Source organism: Tangfeifania diversioriginum (genome assembly GCF_900141875.1).
In the GTDB taxonomy this organism is placed as follows: Bacteria; Bacteroidota; Bacteroidia; order Bacteroidales; family Prolixibacteraceae; genus Tangfeifania; species Tangfeifania diversioriginum.
The window spans coordinates 25074-39944 of sequence record NZ_FQZE01000028.1 but is presented as its reverse complement, the minus strand read 5'-3'; the positions used below and the strand labels follow the sequence as shown (position 1 = coordinate 39944).

Here is a 14871-nt window from a genome sequence, read left to right as displayed (position 1 = left end):
CACATTGTTGTTATCTGCGCCGTGAGCTTCCTCTTGAAGAGCTGCTGGATCTGCTGCTTTTTACTGAAGGAGAAGAGCTTCTGGATGAAGAACTTCTGCTTACAGATGGAGCAGACTTGCGGGAAGTACTCCGTGAGGTACTCACTTTAGGAGCTGACCGGCGCGAACTCCTTGAACTACTCACTTTGGATGCCGATTTGGTTTTTGGTGCACGCTGCCTCGAAACCGAAGGTGCCGATCTTCTGGAAACATTGTTGGTGGACCGGCTCACAGCCGAACGTCTCGTAGTGTTCCCTGAGGAAATCGTGGCAGACTTCCTGGGTGTGCTGCTTCTTGCCTGTCGTGTAACTGCCGGCCGTTTTGAAGTATTTGCCGATGAACTACGAACAGCTCTGTTGGTGCTTCTGACAGTTGAGTTTTTTATGTTCACTGCCCTGTCGTTATTTGAACTTCCCTGTCTTACAGCTGTGCCGGTGCTTTTTCTGGCTGACCTGGCTTCGGTTGCTTTGCGCACCCTGGTAACTGATGTATTTCGCGTTGCTCCTGAATTCTGCCTAACCGAAGGATTCGTGTTGTTTCTGTTGCTTCTGACGTTAGCAGATTTTCGTGCAGCACTGTTCCGCTGATTAACGGCCGTATTGCTTCTTTGTCTGGCCGAAGCCCTGACAGCCGAACGGTTTCCGGAATTGTTCTGAGTATTTGTACGTACCCTTCTGGCCGTGGAGGTGCTGGCTGCCCTGGTTCTTCCATTTGCAGAATTTCTGTATGAAGTGGAATTTCTGCCTGAATTTTTTCGGGCGTAAAGCACTTCTCCCCTTTCCTTCAGATCGGGACGGGAATAGGTTTTTTTGTAAACGCCTTTGTTAATGTTTACGGTTATCCTTGGCGAATAAGTCCTGATGCTGGTGTAGTAATGATTTTTATACCGCGAATAACGGTAATGATTCCAGTGGCGGTAATGTGCATGGTAATGATGATGGTAGTGAGAGTGGTATCCGTAGTAGGTGTGCCAGTAGAACGGACGCCACGGGTTCCAGTAAACGGGCCTGTAACCCCAGTACCATGATGAACGCCAGACAGTGTATGAAGGGAGGTAGATATACCTGATTACCGGCCACTCTGCAACGTGGTAAGTGTTGGTATGAACTACTGTAACATTTTTGCCAGCCCGGGTATTACCTACGTAACCCGGATTTGGAGTTGCCCCGTTTTCGGCATAATACGGCTCAACGATGTAGTTTTCGCCATAAAGCAGCTCGTCGCCAATCAGTTGTAACTGAACGGAACCGTTGTCAAATTGCTGAACAGTAAAAACAGCAACGTCTTGTGTTTCATTCTGATTGATTGCAACGCGCAAAACAATGTTGTGAACGTTTCTGTCAACATAATCATACACCATAATGTAATCGACCAGGTTGTCGCCATTCAGGTCGAGGTTATTCACCATAGTGTTTTCATCATTCAGGTTTTTTTCAAAATCTTCAAGGGTTTCTGATTCCTGGAAGAGTTTCATTACTGCATAGAGATTTAAATTATCACCTGGCAAACCCAGATATTCATCCGGATAATTTTGTGCCCCGGCTATGCTCCAGCCTGCTGTAAGCAGTGAGATGATTAATGTGATTACTAAATTTTTCATGACTTTTAATTTTTAGTGAAGAGTCATTTCTTCACCCGTAAAATGCAAAAGCCATACCATTTCAGTCCGCTGGTAATTAAAGTGCTTAAATTGAGTTGGTTGAAGGTTTAATATTTGAAAAAAAGAAGCGATGCATTATGCACATCGCTTCCAAATTTTAAAATAAGTCCGTTAAGGACTTAAAATTTTTCCTCTGAAAAATCAGGAAAGAAAATTCTTCTGAAAATCGTCCCAAATCTCTTTCGGAAATTTTTCCAGCGGTTTTTCAACTATTTCTCCACCATCCTGCAGCATAACGCCCATGGGTTCGGGGGTTAATTTTGCAGTTGAAACCGCCAGGAAATCCTTGAAACGTTCCAGCTCCCGAACAGCCCAGTTGGAGGCATCTTCAGCCAGGTAACACGAATTGGTATCTTCTTTCCAGTTGGTTGGCTGCAAGGAGTAAATCCATCCCAAATTGTACGGGTCGTCTTTTATTACGCCCGGATTTTCAGAAAGGGCCGCATTGGTTTCCTGAACGATTCCTGAAACCGGAGAAAGAATTTTCAGGGTGTTTCCGTTGTAACCAATCCGGGCAAGCAGTTCACCTTTTTTGATTTTTTCGCCAGGTTGCTTTACCTGTGTGATCTTTACATCGCCCGTGATGTGAATCAGTAAATCGTCGAGGCCAACACGTGCTTCGCCGTTTTTTTCAAGATGTGCCCAGGTATGATACTTACTGAAAAATACACCCTGAGGTATCCGAAGAGAACTGGCAGTAATAAAACCCTTTGCTTTTTCGATAAATGCAGGTTGCTTTACTTTTCTGTTGATGAACAACCAAAAAGGAATAAGGATAAGGAAAAAGAAAATGATGGTGATGTATTCGATTCCTTTTGTTTCAAAAATATTTGTGTAGCTAAATCCATCCATAATTTATAGTTTTAAGTTACCGGCAGAATCTTGCGGCAACATGATTAATCGTTTTTATGTTTTGCCCATGAAGGTGAGCCTTTGAAAACCGGCATCCGGTTGATAATCCACCTGAAAATCCAGATTTGGATGAGAATGATGGTTATGCTGATAACAATTTCCATCCACGAGGGAACGTAACGCACAGCTGCATCCCACCGGAAAGCAATGATGGAAACATTGAGCCGGTTTAGGATAATACCGATGATGGTCATAATAGCTGCAATTCTTATGAGTAGAATGTTGGGCTTGCGGTAGCTGAGTATAAACAAAACCATGGGAACGAGCACAAAGCCAACCATTTCAACCAAAAACCAGTAGCCCATTGATGAGTTGATGTAACTTCCGCGCTGTCCGTGAATAAACACCAGCAGCTGCAAAAACAGGTAAATAAACATGCTGCAACCACAAATACGCGACAGGATTTGTAGCATCTCTTTTCTCCTGGTCCGGCTTTTTTCATCAATTTGATCTGAAAATACCTGCTGGCTGATGGAGCCTTCAAAAATAATCATGGAAAGGCCGGCAAAAACGCTGGATACGAGAAACAGAATGGGAATAAATTCAGAGTACCACAGCGGGTGTATCTTTTCTTTTGCCATGAGGAACAAAGCCCCCAATCCCGACTGGTGCAAAACAGAAAGGGTGATACCAAAAATAACGGCTCCAATGGTCATTCCCGACAAAATTTTATGGGCACGTTTGGCACCCAGCCATTCGGCCACTGCCGGCGAAAATTCAATGAGAAGGCCCAGAATGTAGAGGATGAAATGCCAGGCTACCAGGAAAAGCACGGAGCTTACACCGTAGTTATTGCCAATTACCGGATTGAAAATATTCCATGGTTTCCCCAAATCGAGAACCAGTGCGCCGGTATAAAAAAGATAAGCCAGGAATCCATTCAAAACGGTAACCCGGACGATGGAATGGAATTTATCGACCTTCAGAATATAAACAATGAAAGTCAGCACATAAGCACCGCCGGCAAAAGCTACGCCGGTTACCACATTAAATCCTTTCCATAATCCCCACGGAACTTCCTGCGTAACATTTGATACGGCACCAAGACCGTGGGTAAAACGAATAACGATAAGGGCAAGCCCCACAAGGATAATCGGAATGGAAATAATGTTAAAAGGAGTGAGCCATTTGCCACTGGGCTTTAATTCTTTCAGCAAAAACCGCCAGATGGTTTGATTTTGCTTCTTTTCTGTAATTGGATATGCTGGACTAGTCATGATTTTCGGTTTTGTTTTGTTTGTTTTTAGTAGCTGCATGAAGTCCGAGTAGCAATGAGGGAACCAGGACGTCTACAGCGGGAACACTGTAAAGAAAACTTTTGGTTAACGAAGGGTAGGACTCTTTTTGAAGTTTGATATCGAACCCCAGTTCATTGTGTGGCACAGGCGACAGGTACAAATAACCGGTTCCTCCAACTGTATGCTCGCCATAAATAGAATCGATATACATTTCGGGCCATTCAGCAATACGCCGGCGTGCTTCGGCAATGAGTTCGCGCCGTGTTCCAAAATAGAGCGCATCGCCGCATGTTTCAACGCACACCGGCAGTTCGCCTTCTTTAATACGGTCGTAACACATGTCACACTTCTGAATTATAGGATTGGCACTTTCGTACTCAAATTTCGGAACATCAAAAGGGCAGGAAACCATGCAGTAGCGGCAACCCATGCATTTTTCTTCGCGCCATATAACGGGGCCTTCTTTAGTTTTGTACATGGCCTGCGTTAAACAGGCGGTTGCACACGCTGGTTCGTTGCAGTGCATACACTGGTTTCTTACATACACTTCGCCTTCTTCTGTGTCGAAGGCATTAACGGTACAACGCTGGGTTACACTTGTTTTTCGCTGAACGCCGGCTTCCATTTCATCTTCCGGTTCAGGAAGCCCGTGTGTTTCGGCACAGGCTTTTTCGCAGGCCCTGCAACCGATGCAGATACTCGAATCGTACAAAATTCCGTAAAATTCGGTATCATCGTCTGAATTGGATCCGGGAGAACCGGCGGCATTGAGTCCGATTATGGTCATGCCGGTTGCCCCGAGGGCTTTAAAAAAATCTCGTCGGTTAATACTCATAATTTTATTTTTTATTTAGTAGTAATTAAGGTTTAGATTTCGTTTTTATTTTGAGGTGTCGATAAACTGATTCTGAAATTCTTCCCAAACTTCCGGATCAAGGTTGGCCAGTACATTGTCGGTAAGTTCTCCTCCATCCTGCAAAACAGGCTGGGCCAGCTTCAACTGGCTGGCATTAACCACAATGGCCATAAAATCTTTGAGCCGGGTAAATTCATCTTTCATCCAGTCTCTGAATCTATCGGCCATGAACATGAAACTGATTTCCCTGACCCAGTTTGCGGGTTCAATTTGATAAACCCATCCATTGGTATAGGGAGCTGAATTAAGCTGTGAAGGATTGGTGAGTAACTCTTCATTCTGCTGTTTTATTACTCCGGTTACAGGGGAATAAATTGAAAGCTGTTTTCCCTTGTGCATAAGCGTGAGAATTTTTTCGCCTTTGCGAATTTTTTGGCCGGCAGCCTTCATTTTTAGCTGGGTTACTTTACCGGTTACATGTTGCAGAAAATCGTTGATGCCAATTTTAACCTGCCCGTTTTCTTCCATAAATGCCCAGGTGTGGGTTTTGTCGTAAAACAAACCACCCGGAACCAGAATTGAGTTTTCGTTTAATGCAGCCTGTGGTGCTTCCCTTGTTTCGCCGGGGGTTTTTGTGTTTTTTACATTGGTACGGACAAGTGCCACAATTAGTAAAATTACTGCCAACATCCCTAAAATATATCTCCAGCCTGACGATATTCCTGAAGCATTTTCTGCACCGCCTGATTGTGAAACGGAACTGCGCATGGCAAGCAACCCTGCCGTTTTTTCAACACTTGACAGATTGCTGAATCCTGATTCTGCCAAAGCTTCCTGCCCGTCGGTAATTGCCCACTCCAAAAAATCATGGGCTGCACCTTCGGTTGGTTTAAAAGCTGCTGCAGCATAAATTTCACCACTAAGCTCTTTGGGATATTTGCCAATCCAAACGCCTCTGCTCAAATCTTTGGGGCTGCTGTAAATTTTTTCAAAGCCATCTATTCTGCCGTTCTGGTTTTTATCAAACGGAAGAATGCTGATGTTTGATGCAAATGAATTTTTATCAGCATCTATAACATCAATCAACCGGCAGAAACCAACAGCCGATTCATCATTCTGAATGGCCGAAATCAGGTTTTCAACAGTAGTTACTTTTTGTGCGCTGATATTGGAAGGGCTGATTTTGGCACACGCAGAAACTTTTGAAATTACCTGCGGATGGTCAAGCAGATAACACCGGAAGGCTGAATTGTCACCCTCTCCAATTATTTCTGACCAATTCCCGTTTTCAGAAACAATATTTGAAAAACAAGCTGGTGTAATTCCTTTTTCAAAAAGTTTATCCTTTAATGGATTGTTTGAATTGATAATGGGTACAATTACATCGTGGCCAATGGTTATTTCCCATAACGAGTTGTTTTGAATCTTTTCCTTTTGGTCTCCGGTTAAAAAATAGAGTTTGCCATTTTCAACCGCCATCTCATCTGTGCTTTCATTAACCACAATTTCCACATCGGGGTGCGATGATCTGAAGTTGTGCACCCAGTTTGATGTAACTGACATTAATTCGGGAGAGCATACAATTTCAAGGTTTTGCTTTTTGGCAGAAGCTTGTTGTTCGCCGGGGTTGTTGTCGTTTGCTATGCTGCCTGATGCAACAGTGAAGAAAAGTAAAAACGATAACGCTGACAGAGTGGATAATAAATTTTTCATGATGCTGATATTAGTTTTTAAAAATTTCATTTGTTTTCAATTTCGTTTTTTTTGTTTGGAGTAATTCAAACAAAGTGCCAATTGTTGTAAGATATTTATAATGAGCGTCTTGTGTGGTTTTAGCCTTTTGGTTAAACATAAATTATTGTTGAAAATATATACACCCGCTTCAGGAAATATGGTTAATGTGTTTGTATTCAGGTCATTGATTGCAGTGTATAAAAATTAAGCACTGTAATAAAATTCAACACTGAAAATTTTTTATGAAAGTTGATGTGAGTAAACGGATTGATTATTAGTGTTTTAAGGGCAATCTGGGATTGTGTTAAAATGTAAATACAATTTTCAATAGTTGGTGTATCTGGCAGGCCGGTTTTTACCACCTAAAATATTTCCAAACCAAATGCGGGGTTCATTGTTATGTACACAGAAACAATAAATTTAAATGAGTATGAAAAAAATATCAAAACTTCTAACAACGGCACTATTTATAAGTGTGCTGAGTTTTTCAGCATTTGAATCGAAAGCGCATTGCGAAATACCTTGTGGAATTTATGGCGACTCCGTGCGCGTTGCTCTGATCTACGAACATATTGAGACAGTGGAAAAATCGATGAATATGATTAACGAGCTGTCGGAACAGGAAAACCCGGATTATAACCAGCTGGTTCGCTGGGTGGTGAATAAAGAAGAGCACGCCAAAAAAATCCAGGACATTGTGAGCCAGTATTTCCTTCACCAGCGGATTAAACCTGTTGAAGCAAATAATGAAGAAGCTTACAAGAAGTATCAGAAACAGCTTGAAACACTTCACCATATCCTGGTATTTGCCATGAAGAGCAAGCAATCTACGGATTTAGATGTAATTGACACGCTGCGTGCAAAAGTTCATAATTTTGAAAACCTGTATTTTCATAGTCACGATCATTAATTTTTCATAATCTACCAAAAAAAGAGGGTTTTGATTTTTTTCAAAGCCCTTTTTTATTTTCATCTGCCGCATTCCTGATTTCAATTCATTTTATTGGAATCGGATTCAAAATTCCCAAAGTCTAATCTCCATTTTTTTCATTTTTTTGAAAATTTATGAATAGTTCAGGTTAATATCTATTTTTGTTCAGATTAAGAAATACAAGAAAACTCGTTTGTTATGGCAAAAATGACCGGCTCCCGCAATATTTTAGTAACCCTGGGAATAATTCTGTTCTTTATTGTTTTGGCCTATGCGTACCTGTCGCCCCTGATTGAAGGAAAGGTTCTGCAAATGCCCGACATTGAACACCACAAGGGCATGGCAAAAGAACTGGCCGATTACCGTGAAGAAACCGGCGAAGAAGCCATTTGGACCAACAGTATGTTTAGCGGAATGCCCGGTTACATGATTTCGGTAATCTATCCCGGCAATTTATCCCGTTATATTTCAAGGCCCATTCGGCAGGTTTTTTCTACTGCCTCATTTCTGATACTGTACCTTATTGGTTTTTTCATTTTATTAAGAAGTTTAAAAATTAACCGCTGGCTAAGCGTGGCCGGTGCCATTGCTTTTGCTTTTTCATCCTATTTTTTGATAATTCTCGGGGCAGGACACATGTCAAAAGCCAATGCCATTGCCTGGCTGGCACCGGTTGTTGCCGGGGTTTTGCTTGCTTTCAGGGGGAAGCCTGTTGCCGGAACGCTGCTGTTTGCAGCCGCTTTTTCGTTTGAACTACTGAGTGGGCACCTGCAAATAACTTACTACGGATTTTTATTAATTGCTGTTTATGGTTTGGTAGAATTGATTTTTGCCATTCGTGAAAAAACTTTGCCTTCATTTTTCAAAGCCTTTTTGTTCTTGCTGGCAGGAGCTGTTGTGGCAATTGGAATGAATTTTTCAAGGCTCTACACTTCCTGGGAATATTCAAAAGATACTATTCGCGGACCGTCGGAACTGACTTCCAACAATGAGAACAAAACCAGCGGTCTCGACAAAGATTACGTGGTGCAGTGGAGCTACGGGATTGATGAAACCCTCACCTTGCTCATCCCAAATTTTAAAGGAGGAGGCAGCCAGATTAACCCCGGCACTGACTCCGAAAGTTTTCAGGCTTTGAGAAGCCAGAACGTTCAAAATCCGCGACAAACCATTCAGGCTGTCAGCATGTATCACGGCGAACAACCCGGCACATCGGGGCCGGTTTACGTGGGCGCAATTGTGGTTTTGCTTTTCCTTTTGGGATTATTTGTAGTGAAAGGTCCCATAAAATGGTGGCTGGCATCGGCAACGGTCTTGTCTATTGTGCTTTCGTGGGGCGGAAATATTATGTGGCTCACCAGCTTTTTGCTCGATTATCTGCCTTTTTACAATAAATTCAGGGCACCAAGTATGACACTTGTTATTGCCGAGTTTACCATGCCGCTGCTCGGTTTTATTGCCTTAAACGATATCATTTCGGGCAAAGTGGATAAAAAAGAGTGGTTAAACGGGCTGAAATGGTCGGTTATTATTGCCGGAGGACTTTCGTTGCTGCTGGCTATTTTGCCGGGCATTTCAGGTAATTTTACCAATGCCACCGATGCCATGCGTTTCCCCGACTGGTTAATGGACAGTGTGATTGCCGACCGGAAAAATATGTTGCGTTCCGATGCATTTCGTTCATTTATTTTTATTGCACTGGCAGCCGGAGCAATCTACCTGTGGCACATCAAAAAAATTAAAACTACACCATTGATAGCAGCAGTCGGGATTTTAATTCTAATCGACTTGTGGGCTGTGGATAAGCGCTACCTGAACAACGATCATTTTGTGCCGAAGAGGCAGGCTGAAAATCCGTTTCAGCAAATGCCAGCCGACCAGGCCATTCTCCAGGATGATGATTTGTATTTTAGGGTACTGCCGTTGCAGAATCCTTTTCAGGATGCAAGGAGTTCGTATTTCCATAAAAATGTGGGAGGTTACCACGCGGCCAAACTGCGCCGTTACCAGGATCTGATCGACCATCACCTGCAGCCGGAAATTCAGCAAATGGTAAGTGGTTTTCAGGGCGGAACTGCCATGGATTCTGTTTTCATGGAGCTTCCGGCAATAAACATGCTCAATACCCGCTACGTGATTTACGATTTAAACCAGGCGCCGGTTCGTAACCCAATGCCATTGGGAAATGCATGGTTTGTACCCGAATTTAAGGTGGTGGGAAATGCTGATGATGAGATTAAAGCCATGGAAAATTTTGACCCGGCAGAAACAGCTATTGTCGATCAGCGGTTTTCTGATTACGTGGCCGGAAAATCATTCAGCAAAGATAACAACGGCCATATTGAACTCACGGAATACCAGCCCAATTATCTGAAATATGACTACACTGCAGCCAGTGAGCAATTCACGGTGTTTTCCGAAATTTATTATGAAAATGGGTGGAACGCCTTTATCGATGGCGAGCCTGTTCCTCATTTCCGGGTAAATTATGTGTTGAGGGCAATGCTAATTCCGGCCGGAAATCATACCATTGAGTTTAAGTTTGAGCCAAAATCGTATTATGTGGGCAATAAAGTTTCGCTGGCCAGTTCAATCTTGTTGATTCTGGCCATAGCAGGATATGGATTTGCCCGGTTTCGGAAAAGAAAAACTAAAACAGCATAATCCGTGGAATTGAAAAATTATTTTTTTAATGAAAAACAACAGGCTGCCAAATGAATTTTTTCAGCGCGATGTATTGCAGGTAGCTCCTGACATGTTGGGAAAAATCCTCGTGCGTAAATTCAGTGACGGAACTATTGAGCGGTTTGCCATAACCGAGGTGGAAGCTTACAGTGGCAACGGCGACCGGGCATGCCACGCCAGCCGGGGGAAAACCTCGCGCACCGAAGTGATGTTCCGCGAAGGAGGGCTGGTGTATGTTTATTTGGTTTACGGGATTCACTGGCTGCTGAATATTGTTACCGGCAAACAAGGTGATGCTTCAGCCGTTTTAGTCCGCGGAATTGAAGGCGTTCCCGGACCGGGCAGAGTAGGGAAAAAGCTTCAGCTCAACAAATCGTTTTACGGGGAAGATTTGGCTGATTCAACCCGGATTTGGATTGAAGATGCAGACAACAAAGAACAATACAAAACAGCACCGCGAGTGGGAGTTGATTACGCAGGGAAGCATTGGGCCAGCAAGCCCTGGAGGTTTATTCTAACTGATTAAATTTTATTTTTCTGCTGCTCCCCGGATAATAATTTTTTCACCCATTATTTCCACCTCGTCACCATCGCGGAGTTTTGCCCGTTTCCTGAATTCTGGTTGTCCGTTCAGGGAAATTTCGCCTTCCTCGACCAAAACTTTTGCATGGCCGCCGGTTTCGGCAAAGCCAAGCCGTTTGAGCAATTTGAGCAGTTCAATATATTCTGTTTTAAGTTGAAATTCCTGCATTATAAATTGAGTTTTCTTTTAATTTTTCTCGGGATGGCATCTTTGTGCACCAAAATGGCAATGGTTTTCAGCTTCACATAATCTTCGGTCATGTGCAGGTAGCCGCCAAAATCGTTGCTTTCCGGCCCCCACGAATTTTTGGTGTAGAAAGCCGTTTCGCCTTCATCGTTTTTCGAGATGCCGACAACATGCATCAGATGATCGTCGGTGGTGGAGCGGTTAAAAAATGTTTTCTGCCGAAGCAGCTGATCCACTTTCCCTTTTTGCTTTTCAGGCAAATCGGCTGTTCCTTTGTTGTGGGAAAATGTTTTTTCGCTGGTATCGCCGTCCCAGCAAAAGGTGTAGCCGTTTTCAACAGAATTGTACATCACTTCCATCAAATCATCGATGGGCAGGTTGTAATAAAGTGCGTGCGACCAGTTGTCGGGTATTTCCAGCACAATAGGCTGGTAAAACGGGTGATGTGAATAAGAGGTCAGCTCTACGTAATCGTCCGGATCAATTTCAAATTCATCACGGAATTTCAAAGGAGAAAGCCGGCCTTTTTCTGACTTAAACTTGTTGGGCACACGGCCAATGTGTTCTTTCAGTATTGATTCGTACGATTTTAAACCGGCAAGGTCAAAATTTTTTCTTTTTTTATTCAGGTTAGCAACCTCCGTCTCAAGTTCATTTACCAGGTCGCGATGGCGGTATCGGCCGTCGTCGGTTTTTCCCGGAAATGCTTCCTGCGAAATCATGCCGTGTTCGTGCAACACATCGATTACATCGTGAGCCTGTCCGCCCTGTCCGAAATTGTTGTTCCCATGGTATAGCAGGTATTTTTTTGCTTTGTTTTTGTAAGCGTAATACACAAAAAACATTTCCGACAAATTGGTTTGTGGAAAACCTTTTCGCAGAATTTCCGACTCGAGGAAACTGGTGGTGGCAAAACTCCAGCAGGTTCCGGTGCTTCCCTGGCTGATTACCGGGGTGTGTCCCAACTCTTTTTCAATGGTAAACGAACCCGGTTTTTTTGTGGCTTGTGCGGAGGTTGCCACTAAAACCAGAGAAATGAATATCAATGCAAAATTTTTCATGTCAAATATTTAAGTTAAACTCTTCTTTTTTCTTTTTGGGGAGGCTTTTTGCCACCAGTTCATAGGATGTGTCAATGAATTCATAAATCAAATCATCAGGAATTGAACCATCAATATCAATGGTATTCCAGTGCTTTTTGTTCATATGGTAGCCGGGTTTTACAGCCGGAAACTGCTCACGCAGCTCCATGTTTTTTTCAGGAAGGTTTTTCAGGGCCACATGAAAATCGTCTTCCAGGTCGGTTAAACAGAACATCTTTCCCGCTACTTTAAAAACCAGTGTGGTTTCATCAAAAGGAAACTCCTCGGTTACTCCTTTTTTGGCAATGCAATATTCCCTGAGTTCTTCAATGTTCATTGGATAAATTTTTCTTAAAAATAGAATTTTTTTGAGAATGTGTGGAAATGACTTCAGAGTGTCGGATAAAACGCATCTTTAAAATGCTCGAGTTCAAAATCCTGTCCAAAAAAAATGACAGTCACCACATCGAACCGGGTCTCATATTCCAGATCTTTTTCGAGAATATAGGCATCGGCAGCCTCCACAATCCGTTTCATTTTGGCATTGGTAACTGCTTCCGAGGGATGTTCGTAGCGCAGTCCGTTCCGCGATTTTACTTCCACAATTACCAGTTCATCGCCGTCGCGGGCAATAATATCCAGCTCAAGGTGGCCGTGGTACCAGTTGGTGTCCCGGATTTCGTAACCCTGACTTTGCAAATAGTTTTTTGCATGCAATTCTGCCAGTTCTCCTATTTCGCGTTGTGAAACCATTATTTAGTTCAAAGTTTAAGGTTCAAAGTTCAAAGTAGTTTTAGTTGTGATTGTTTTTCTGTTACTTCCAATTCCCATTTTTTGCCAAAAAGCAGGGCCAGGTTTTTACCGTTGTGGCCCGCCGGGAAATCGTAACAAACAGGATAATCGTATTCATCAACTGCTTCGGCAATAATTTCATGGACTGTTTTACCGAAAGGCGATTCGTTGTCTTTCATGTCGGTAAAATTTCCCAGTACCAGCCCTGCCAGGTTGTCGAGTTTCCCGCTCAGTTTCAGTTGATGAATCATTCGGTCGGTGTGGTAAAGGTATTCATCGATATCTTCGAGAAAAAGAATTTTACCATCGGTATTCAACTCACAACTGGTTCCCTGCATGCTGGATACAATGGAAAGATTTCCGCCCACCAGTTCAGCGGTTGTTTTGCCGTGATGATCACCTTTGGCTGCGGGTATGTTGTACGAGGCACTGCCCCCGGTGAGCAGTTGCATCAACGACTTTAAATTTTCGTTGGGCTGCCCGTTTTTTTCGAAAAAATAGCGCGGCATTGCTCCGTGGATAGTGGCAATTCCCTGGCTGTTCAGGCAGGTGTGCAAAATGGTGATGTCACTGAAACCCACAACCCATTTTGGATTTTTCAGTAATCTATCGTAATTGAGTTTGCTGATGATGCGCACGGTTCCGTAGCCACCGCGAGAACAAATTATGGCCGAAGTTTCGGGGTCGTCGAGTGCTGTTTGTAAATCTTCCAATCGTTGATGATCGGTTCCGGCAAACTGGTAATGAGTGGTAAAAACATGATTCCCTAATTCTACGCGGTATCCCTGTTTGCGCAGCCAGTCAACAGCTGGCAAAACATATTTCTCCTTTACCTTTCCGGCAGGTGAAACGATGCGGATTTTATCTCCTTTTTTCAATGCAGGTGGAACAATCATACCTCTGTTTTAATTCAAAGTTACTTCAATTTTTGCAGAAAATACCTGCTGCGGATCATTCCTTTGGGTGAGCGACTGCCAAATTTGTGCGATGTCACGTTTCGGTGTATTGTTGTAAATTATTTCGCCGTTGTATTCCACTTTTACTTTCTCGTCCAGATCAACCATTTTATCATTCAGGTTGATAAGGAACGTATCTACCAGTTCAGCTTTTTCAATGGTAATAGTTTGGCCATCTCTATTGGCTACCACCAGCGCATCTTTTACAGCTTCATTTTCAGGCACACCTAGCCAGTAGAATCGGTTGTGAATTACGCTGCTTTGTTTCCAAACTACCTTTTCAGGGTACGGATTTCGGTTGAATTGAGCCATCCAGCCGATGGCAACCGTGTCTTTTTGCTCCATCCAATGGCCCATATTTTCATGAATCTGGACATCGTGCATGTAACCTTCCGGATCATTCTGGTGAAGTTTATCCAGCTTTTTTTTCCACTCGGCAGCAATTTTATTGCGGTCGTAAGCCGCATCTTCGGCACCCATGTGGAGTGCAAACGGCAGGTTGCGCAATCCCAGCGGCGAAGCATCATTTGGGTGGCCGGCCATCATGGCTGCCGCCGCCAACTGATCGGCCATGCGCGGAGCAAGCTGGTAAGTGCCGTCGCCGCCTGCGGAGTAGCCGGTGAGGTAAACCCGGTTGGTGTTGATGTCTTCAAACACATCGGCCAGTTCAATAAACAGGCTGAAAAGAGAATCGACATGCGCCTGGTGCCACATGTTCCACGAGTTGGTGGGCGCGCGCGGCGCCATGTAAATTCCTTCTTCCGGCTCGTACAAACCGATTTGGTTTCTCCATTGCTGATCGTTCATCTCTTTTGTTGTGCCACCACCCCCGTGCATCGAAATGTAAAGGCTCCAGCCTTTTACAGGTTTTTTGCCAAATTTTTTGTATCGGAACTGAAGTTCTCGGTTACCGATTTTCAATGTACTGTCTTGCCAAAGGCCCGCGTATTTTTCTTTTAGCTTTTTATTTAGGAACTGATGAATCATTTGAACCGCCGTATCGGCTTCTTCTTCCGAAATTGCTTTTTGCGCAAAAGGCTGTGCGGGCAAATTACTTCCCTTTCCGGAGGCTTCCGCCAGCCAGGTTTTGAGTGATATTATTTCTTTTGAATTATTAACGGATTCAGTTTGGCAGCTTACTAAAAACAGTGCTGCGATAAATATAAACAGGATGGTTTTTGTCATTTTTATGAATTAACTTGAATGGCAACAAAATT

The 14871-nt window shown here is 43.4% G+C and carries 14 protein-coding genes; 3 read left to right on the top strand and 11 right to left on the bottom strand.

The annotated features are described in order from the left end of the window. Positions 1-10: 10 nt before the first annotated feature. The 5 genes from BUC07_RS16145 to BUC07_RS16125 form a co-directional block, all read right to left on the bottom strand. The gene (locus BUC07_RS16145) at positions 11-1639 is read right to left on the bottom strand and encodes a hypothetical protein (protein WP_073171899.1); all 1629 of its coding nucleotides are present in this window, start codon (positions 1637-1639) and stop codon (positions 11-13) included. A gap of 201 nt (positions 1640-1840) precedes the next feature. Beyond that, complete coding sequence (locus BUC07_RS16140; RefSeq protein WP_073171895.1) at positions 1841-2551, bottom strand: glycine cleavage system protein H; 711 nt, start codon at positions 2549-2551, stop codon at positions 1841-1843. A gap of 44 nt (positions 2552-2595) precedes the next feature. After that, on the bottom strand, positions 2596-3828 hold the full coding sequence (gene nrfD / locus BUC07_RS16135; protein WP_175552551.1) for an NrfD/PsrC family molybdoenzyme membrane anchor subunit: 1233 nt from the start codon (positions 3826-3828) through the stop codon (positions 2596-2598). Next, positions 3821-4684: a 4Fe-4S dicluster domain-containing protein gene (locus BUC07_RS16130; protein ID WP_083578301.1), complete on the bottom strand. Its 864-nt coding sequence runs from the start codon at positions 4682-4684 to the stop codon at positions 3821-3823. Before BUC07_RS16130 ends, nrfD begins: the two co-directional genes overlap by 8 nt. 45 nt (positions 4685-4729) lie before the next feature. Continuing rightward, entirely contained in the window at positions 4730-6418 is a 1689-nt protein-coding gene (locus BUC07_RS16125) for a substrate-binding domain-containing protein (protein WP_175552550.1), read from the bottom strand. 451 nt (positions 6419-6869) lie between these two features. Here BUC07_RS16125 and BUC07_RS16115 point away from each other — a divergent pair, with 451 nt between their 5' ends. From BUC07_RS16115 to BUC07_RS16105, 3 genes are all read left to right on the top strand, one after another. Continuing rightward, on the top strand, positions 6870-7349 hold the full coding sequence (locus tag BUC07_RS16115) for a superoxide dismutase [Ni] (protein ID WP_073171886.1): 480 nt from the start codon (positions 6870-6872) through the stop codon (positions 7347-7349). 219 nt (positions 7350-7568) lie between these two features. Further along, the gene (locus tag BUC07_RS16110) at positions 7569-10034 is read left to right on the top strand and encodes a YfhO family protein (protein WP_073171882.1); all 2466 of its coding nucleotides are present in this window, start codon (positions 7569-7571) and stop codon (positions 10032-10034) included. A gap of 28 nt (positions 10035-10062) precedes the next feature. Beyond that, on the top strand, positions 10063-10581 hold the full coding sequence (locus BUC07_RS16105; RefSeq protein ID WP_073171879.1) for a DNA-3-methyladenine glycosylase: 519 nt from the start codon (positions 10063-10065) through the stop codon (positions 10579-10581). A 3-nt stretch (positions 10582-10584) separates the two neighbouring features. Here the strand turns inward: BUC07_RS16105 and BUC07_RS16100 are convergent, their stop codons facing one another. The 6 genes from BUC07_RS16100 to BUC07_RS16075 are packed head-to-tail and all read right to left on the bottom strand — an operon-like array spanning position 10585 to position 14839. Continuing rightward, positions 10585-10806: an RNA-binding S4 domain-containing protein gene (locus tag BUC07_RS16100; RefSeq protein WP_073171875.1), complete on the bottom strand. Its 222-nt coding sequence runs from the start codon at positions 10804-10806 to the stop codon at positions 10585-10587. Next, complete coding sequence (locus BUC07_RS16095; RefSeq protein ID WP_073171872.1) at positions 10806-11885, bottom strand: C1 family peptidase; 1080 nt, start codon at positions 11883-11885, stop codon at positions 10806-10808. Before BUC07_RS16095 ends, BUC07_RS16100 begins: the two co-directional genes overlap by 1 nt. 1 nt (position 11886) lies before the next feature. Continuing rightward, positions 11887-12243: an MmcQ/YjbR family DNA-binding protein gene (locus tag BUC07_RS16090; protein ID WP_073171868.1), complete on the bottom strand. Its 357-nt coding sequence runs from the start codon at positions 12241-12243 to the stop codon at positions 11887-11889. Between the two features lie 53 nt (positions 12244-12296). Continuing rightward, positions 12297-12659 carry a YraN family protein gene (locus BUC07_RS16085; RefSeq protein ID WP_073171865.1) on the bottom strand — a complete coding sequence of 121 codons (363 nt, stop codon included), beginning with the start codon at positions 12657-12659 and terminating at the stop codon, positions 12297-12299. 29 nt (positions 12660-12688) lie between these two features. Further along, positions 12689-13594, bottom strand: a complete 906-nt coding sequence (locus tag BUC07_RS16080; RefSeq protein ID WP_073171862.1) for a S66 peptidase family protein — start codon at positions 13592-13594, stop codon at positions 12689-12691. Positions 13595-13603: 9 nt separating this feature from the next. After that, positions 13604-14839 carry an alpha/beta hydrolase gene (locus tag BUC07_RS16075; RefSeq protein WP_073171859.1) on the bottom strand — a complete coding sequence of 412 codons (1236 nt, stop codon included), beginning with the start codon at positions 14837-14839 and terminating at the stop codon, positions 13604-13606. Between the last annotated feature and the right edge of the window lie 32 nt (positions 14840-14871).

What these genes read in the sequence shown, in the direction of transcription:
- BUC07_RS16105 (WP_073171879.1), top strand. Translation starts at nt 10,063, where the DNA reads ATGAAAAACAACAGGCTGCCAAATGAATTTTTTCAGCGCGATGTATTG.
- BUC07_RS16145 (WP_073171899.1), bottom strand. Translation starts at nt 1,639, where the DNA reads ATGAAAAATTTAGTAATCACATTAATCATCTCACTGCTTACAGCAGGC.
- nrfD (WP_175552551.1), bottom strand. Translation starts at nt 3,828, where the DNA reads ATGACTAGTCCAGCATATCCAATTACAGAAAAGAAGCAAAATCAAACC.
- BUC07_RS16125 (WP_175552550.1), bottom strand. Translation starts at nt 6,418, where the DNA reads ATGAAAAATTTATTATCCACTCTGTCAGCGTTATCGTTTTTACTTTTC.
- BUC07_RS16140 (WP_073171895.1), bottom strand. Translation starts at nt 2,551, where the DNA reads ATGGATGGATTTAGCTACACAAATATTTTTGAAACAAAAGGAATCGAA.
- BUC07_RS16095 (WP_073171872.1), bottom strand. Translation starts at nt 11,885, where the DNA reads ATGAAAAATTTTGCATTGATATTCATTTCTCTGGTTTTAGTGGCAACC.
- BUC07_RS16080 (WP_073171862.1), bottom strand. Translation starts at nt 13,594, where the DNA reads ATGATTGTTCCACCTGCATTGAAAAAAGGAGATAAAATCCGCATCGTT.
- BUC07_RS16130 (WP_083578301.1), bottom strand. Translation starts at nt 4,684, where the DNA reads ATGAGTATTAACCGACGAGATTTTTTTAAAGCCCTCGGGGCAACCGGC.
- BUC07_RS16115 (WP_073171886.1), top strand. Translation starts at nt 6,870, where the DNA reads ATGAAAAAAATATCAAAACTTCTAACAACGGCACTATTTATAAGTGTG.
- BUC07_RS16075 (WP_073171859.1), bottom strand. Translation starts at nt 14,839, where the DNA reads ATGACAAAAACCATCCTGTTTATATTTATCGCAGCACTGTTTTTAGTA.
- BUC07_RS16110 (WP_073171882.1), top strand. Translation starts at nt 7,569, where the DNA reads ATGGCAAAAATGACCGGCTCCCGCAATATTTTAGTAACCCTGGGAATA.
- BUC07_RS16090 (WP_073171868.1), bottom strand. Translation starts at nt 12,243, where the DNA reads ATGAACATTGAAGAACTCAGGGAATATTGCATTGCCAAAAAAGGAGTA.
- BUC07_RS16100 (WP_073171875.1), bottom strand. Translation starts at nt 10,806, where the DNA reads ATGCAGGAATTTCAACTTAAAACAGAATATATTGAACTGCTCAAATTG.
- BUC07_RS16085 (WP_073171865.1), bottom strand. Translation starts at nt 12,659, where the DNA reads ATGGTTTCACAACGCGAAATAGGAGAACTGGCAGAATTGCATGCAAAA.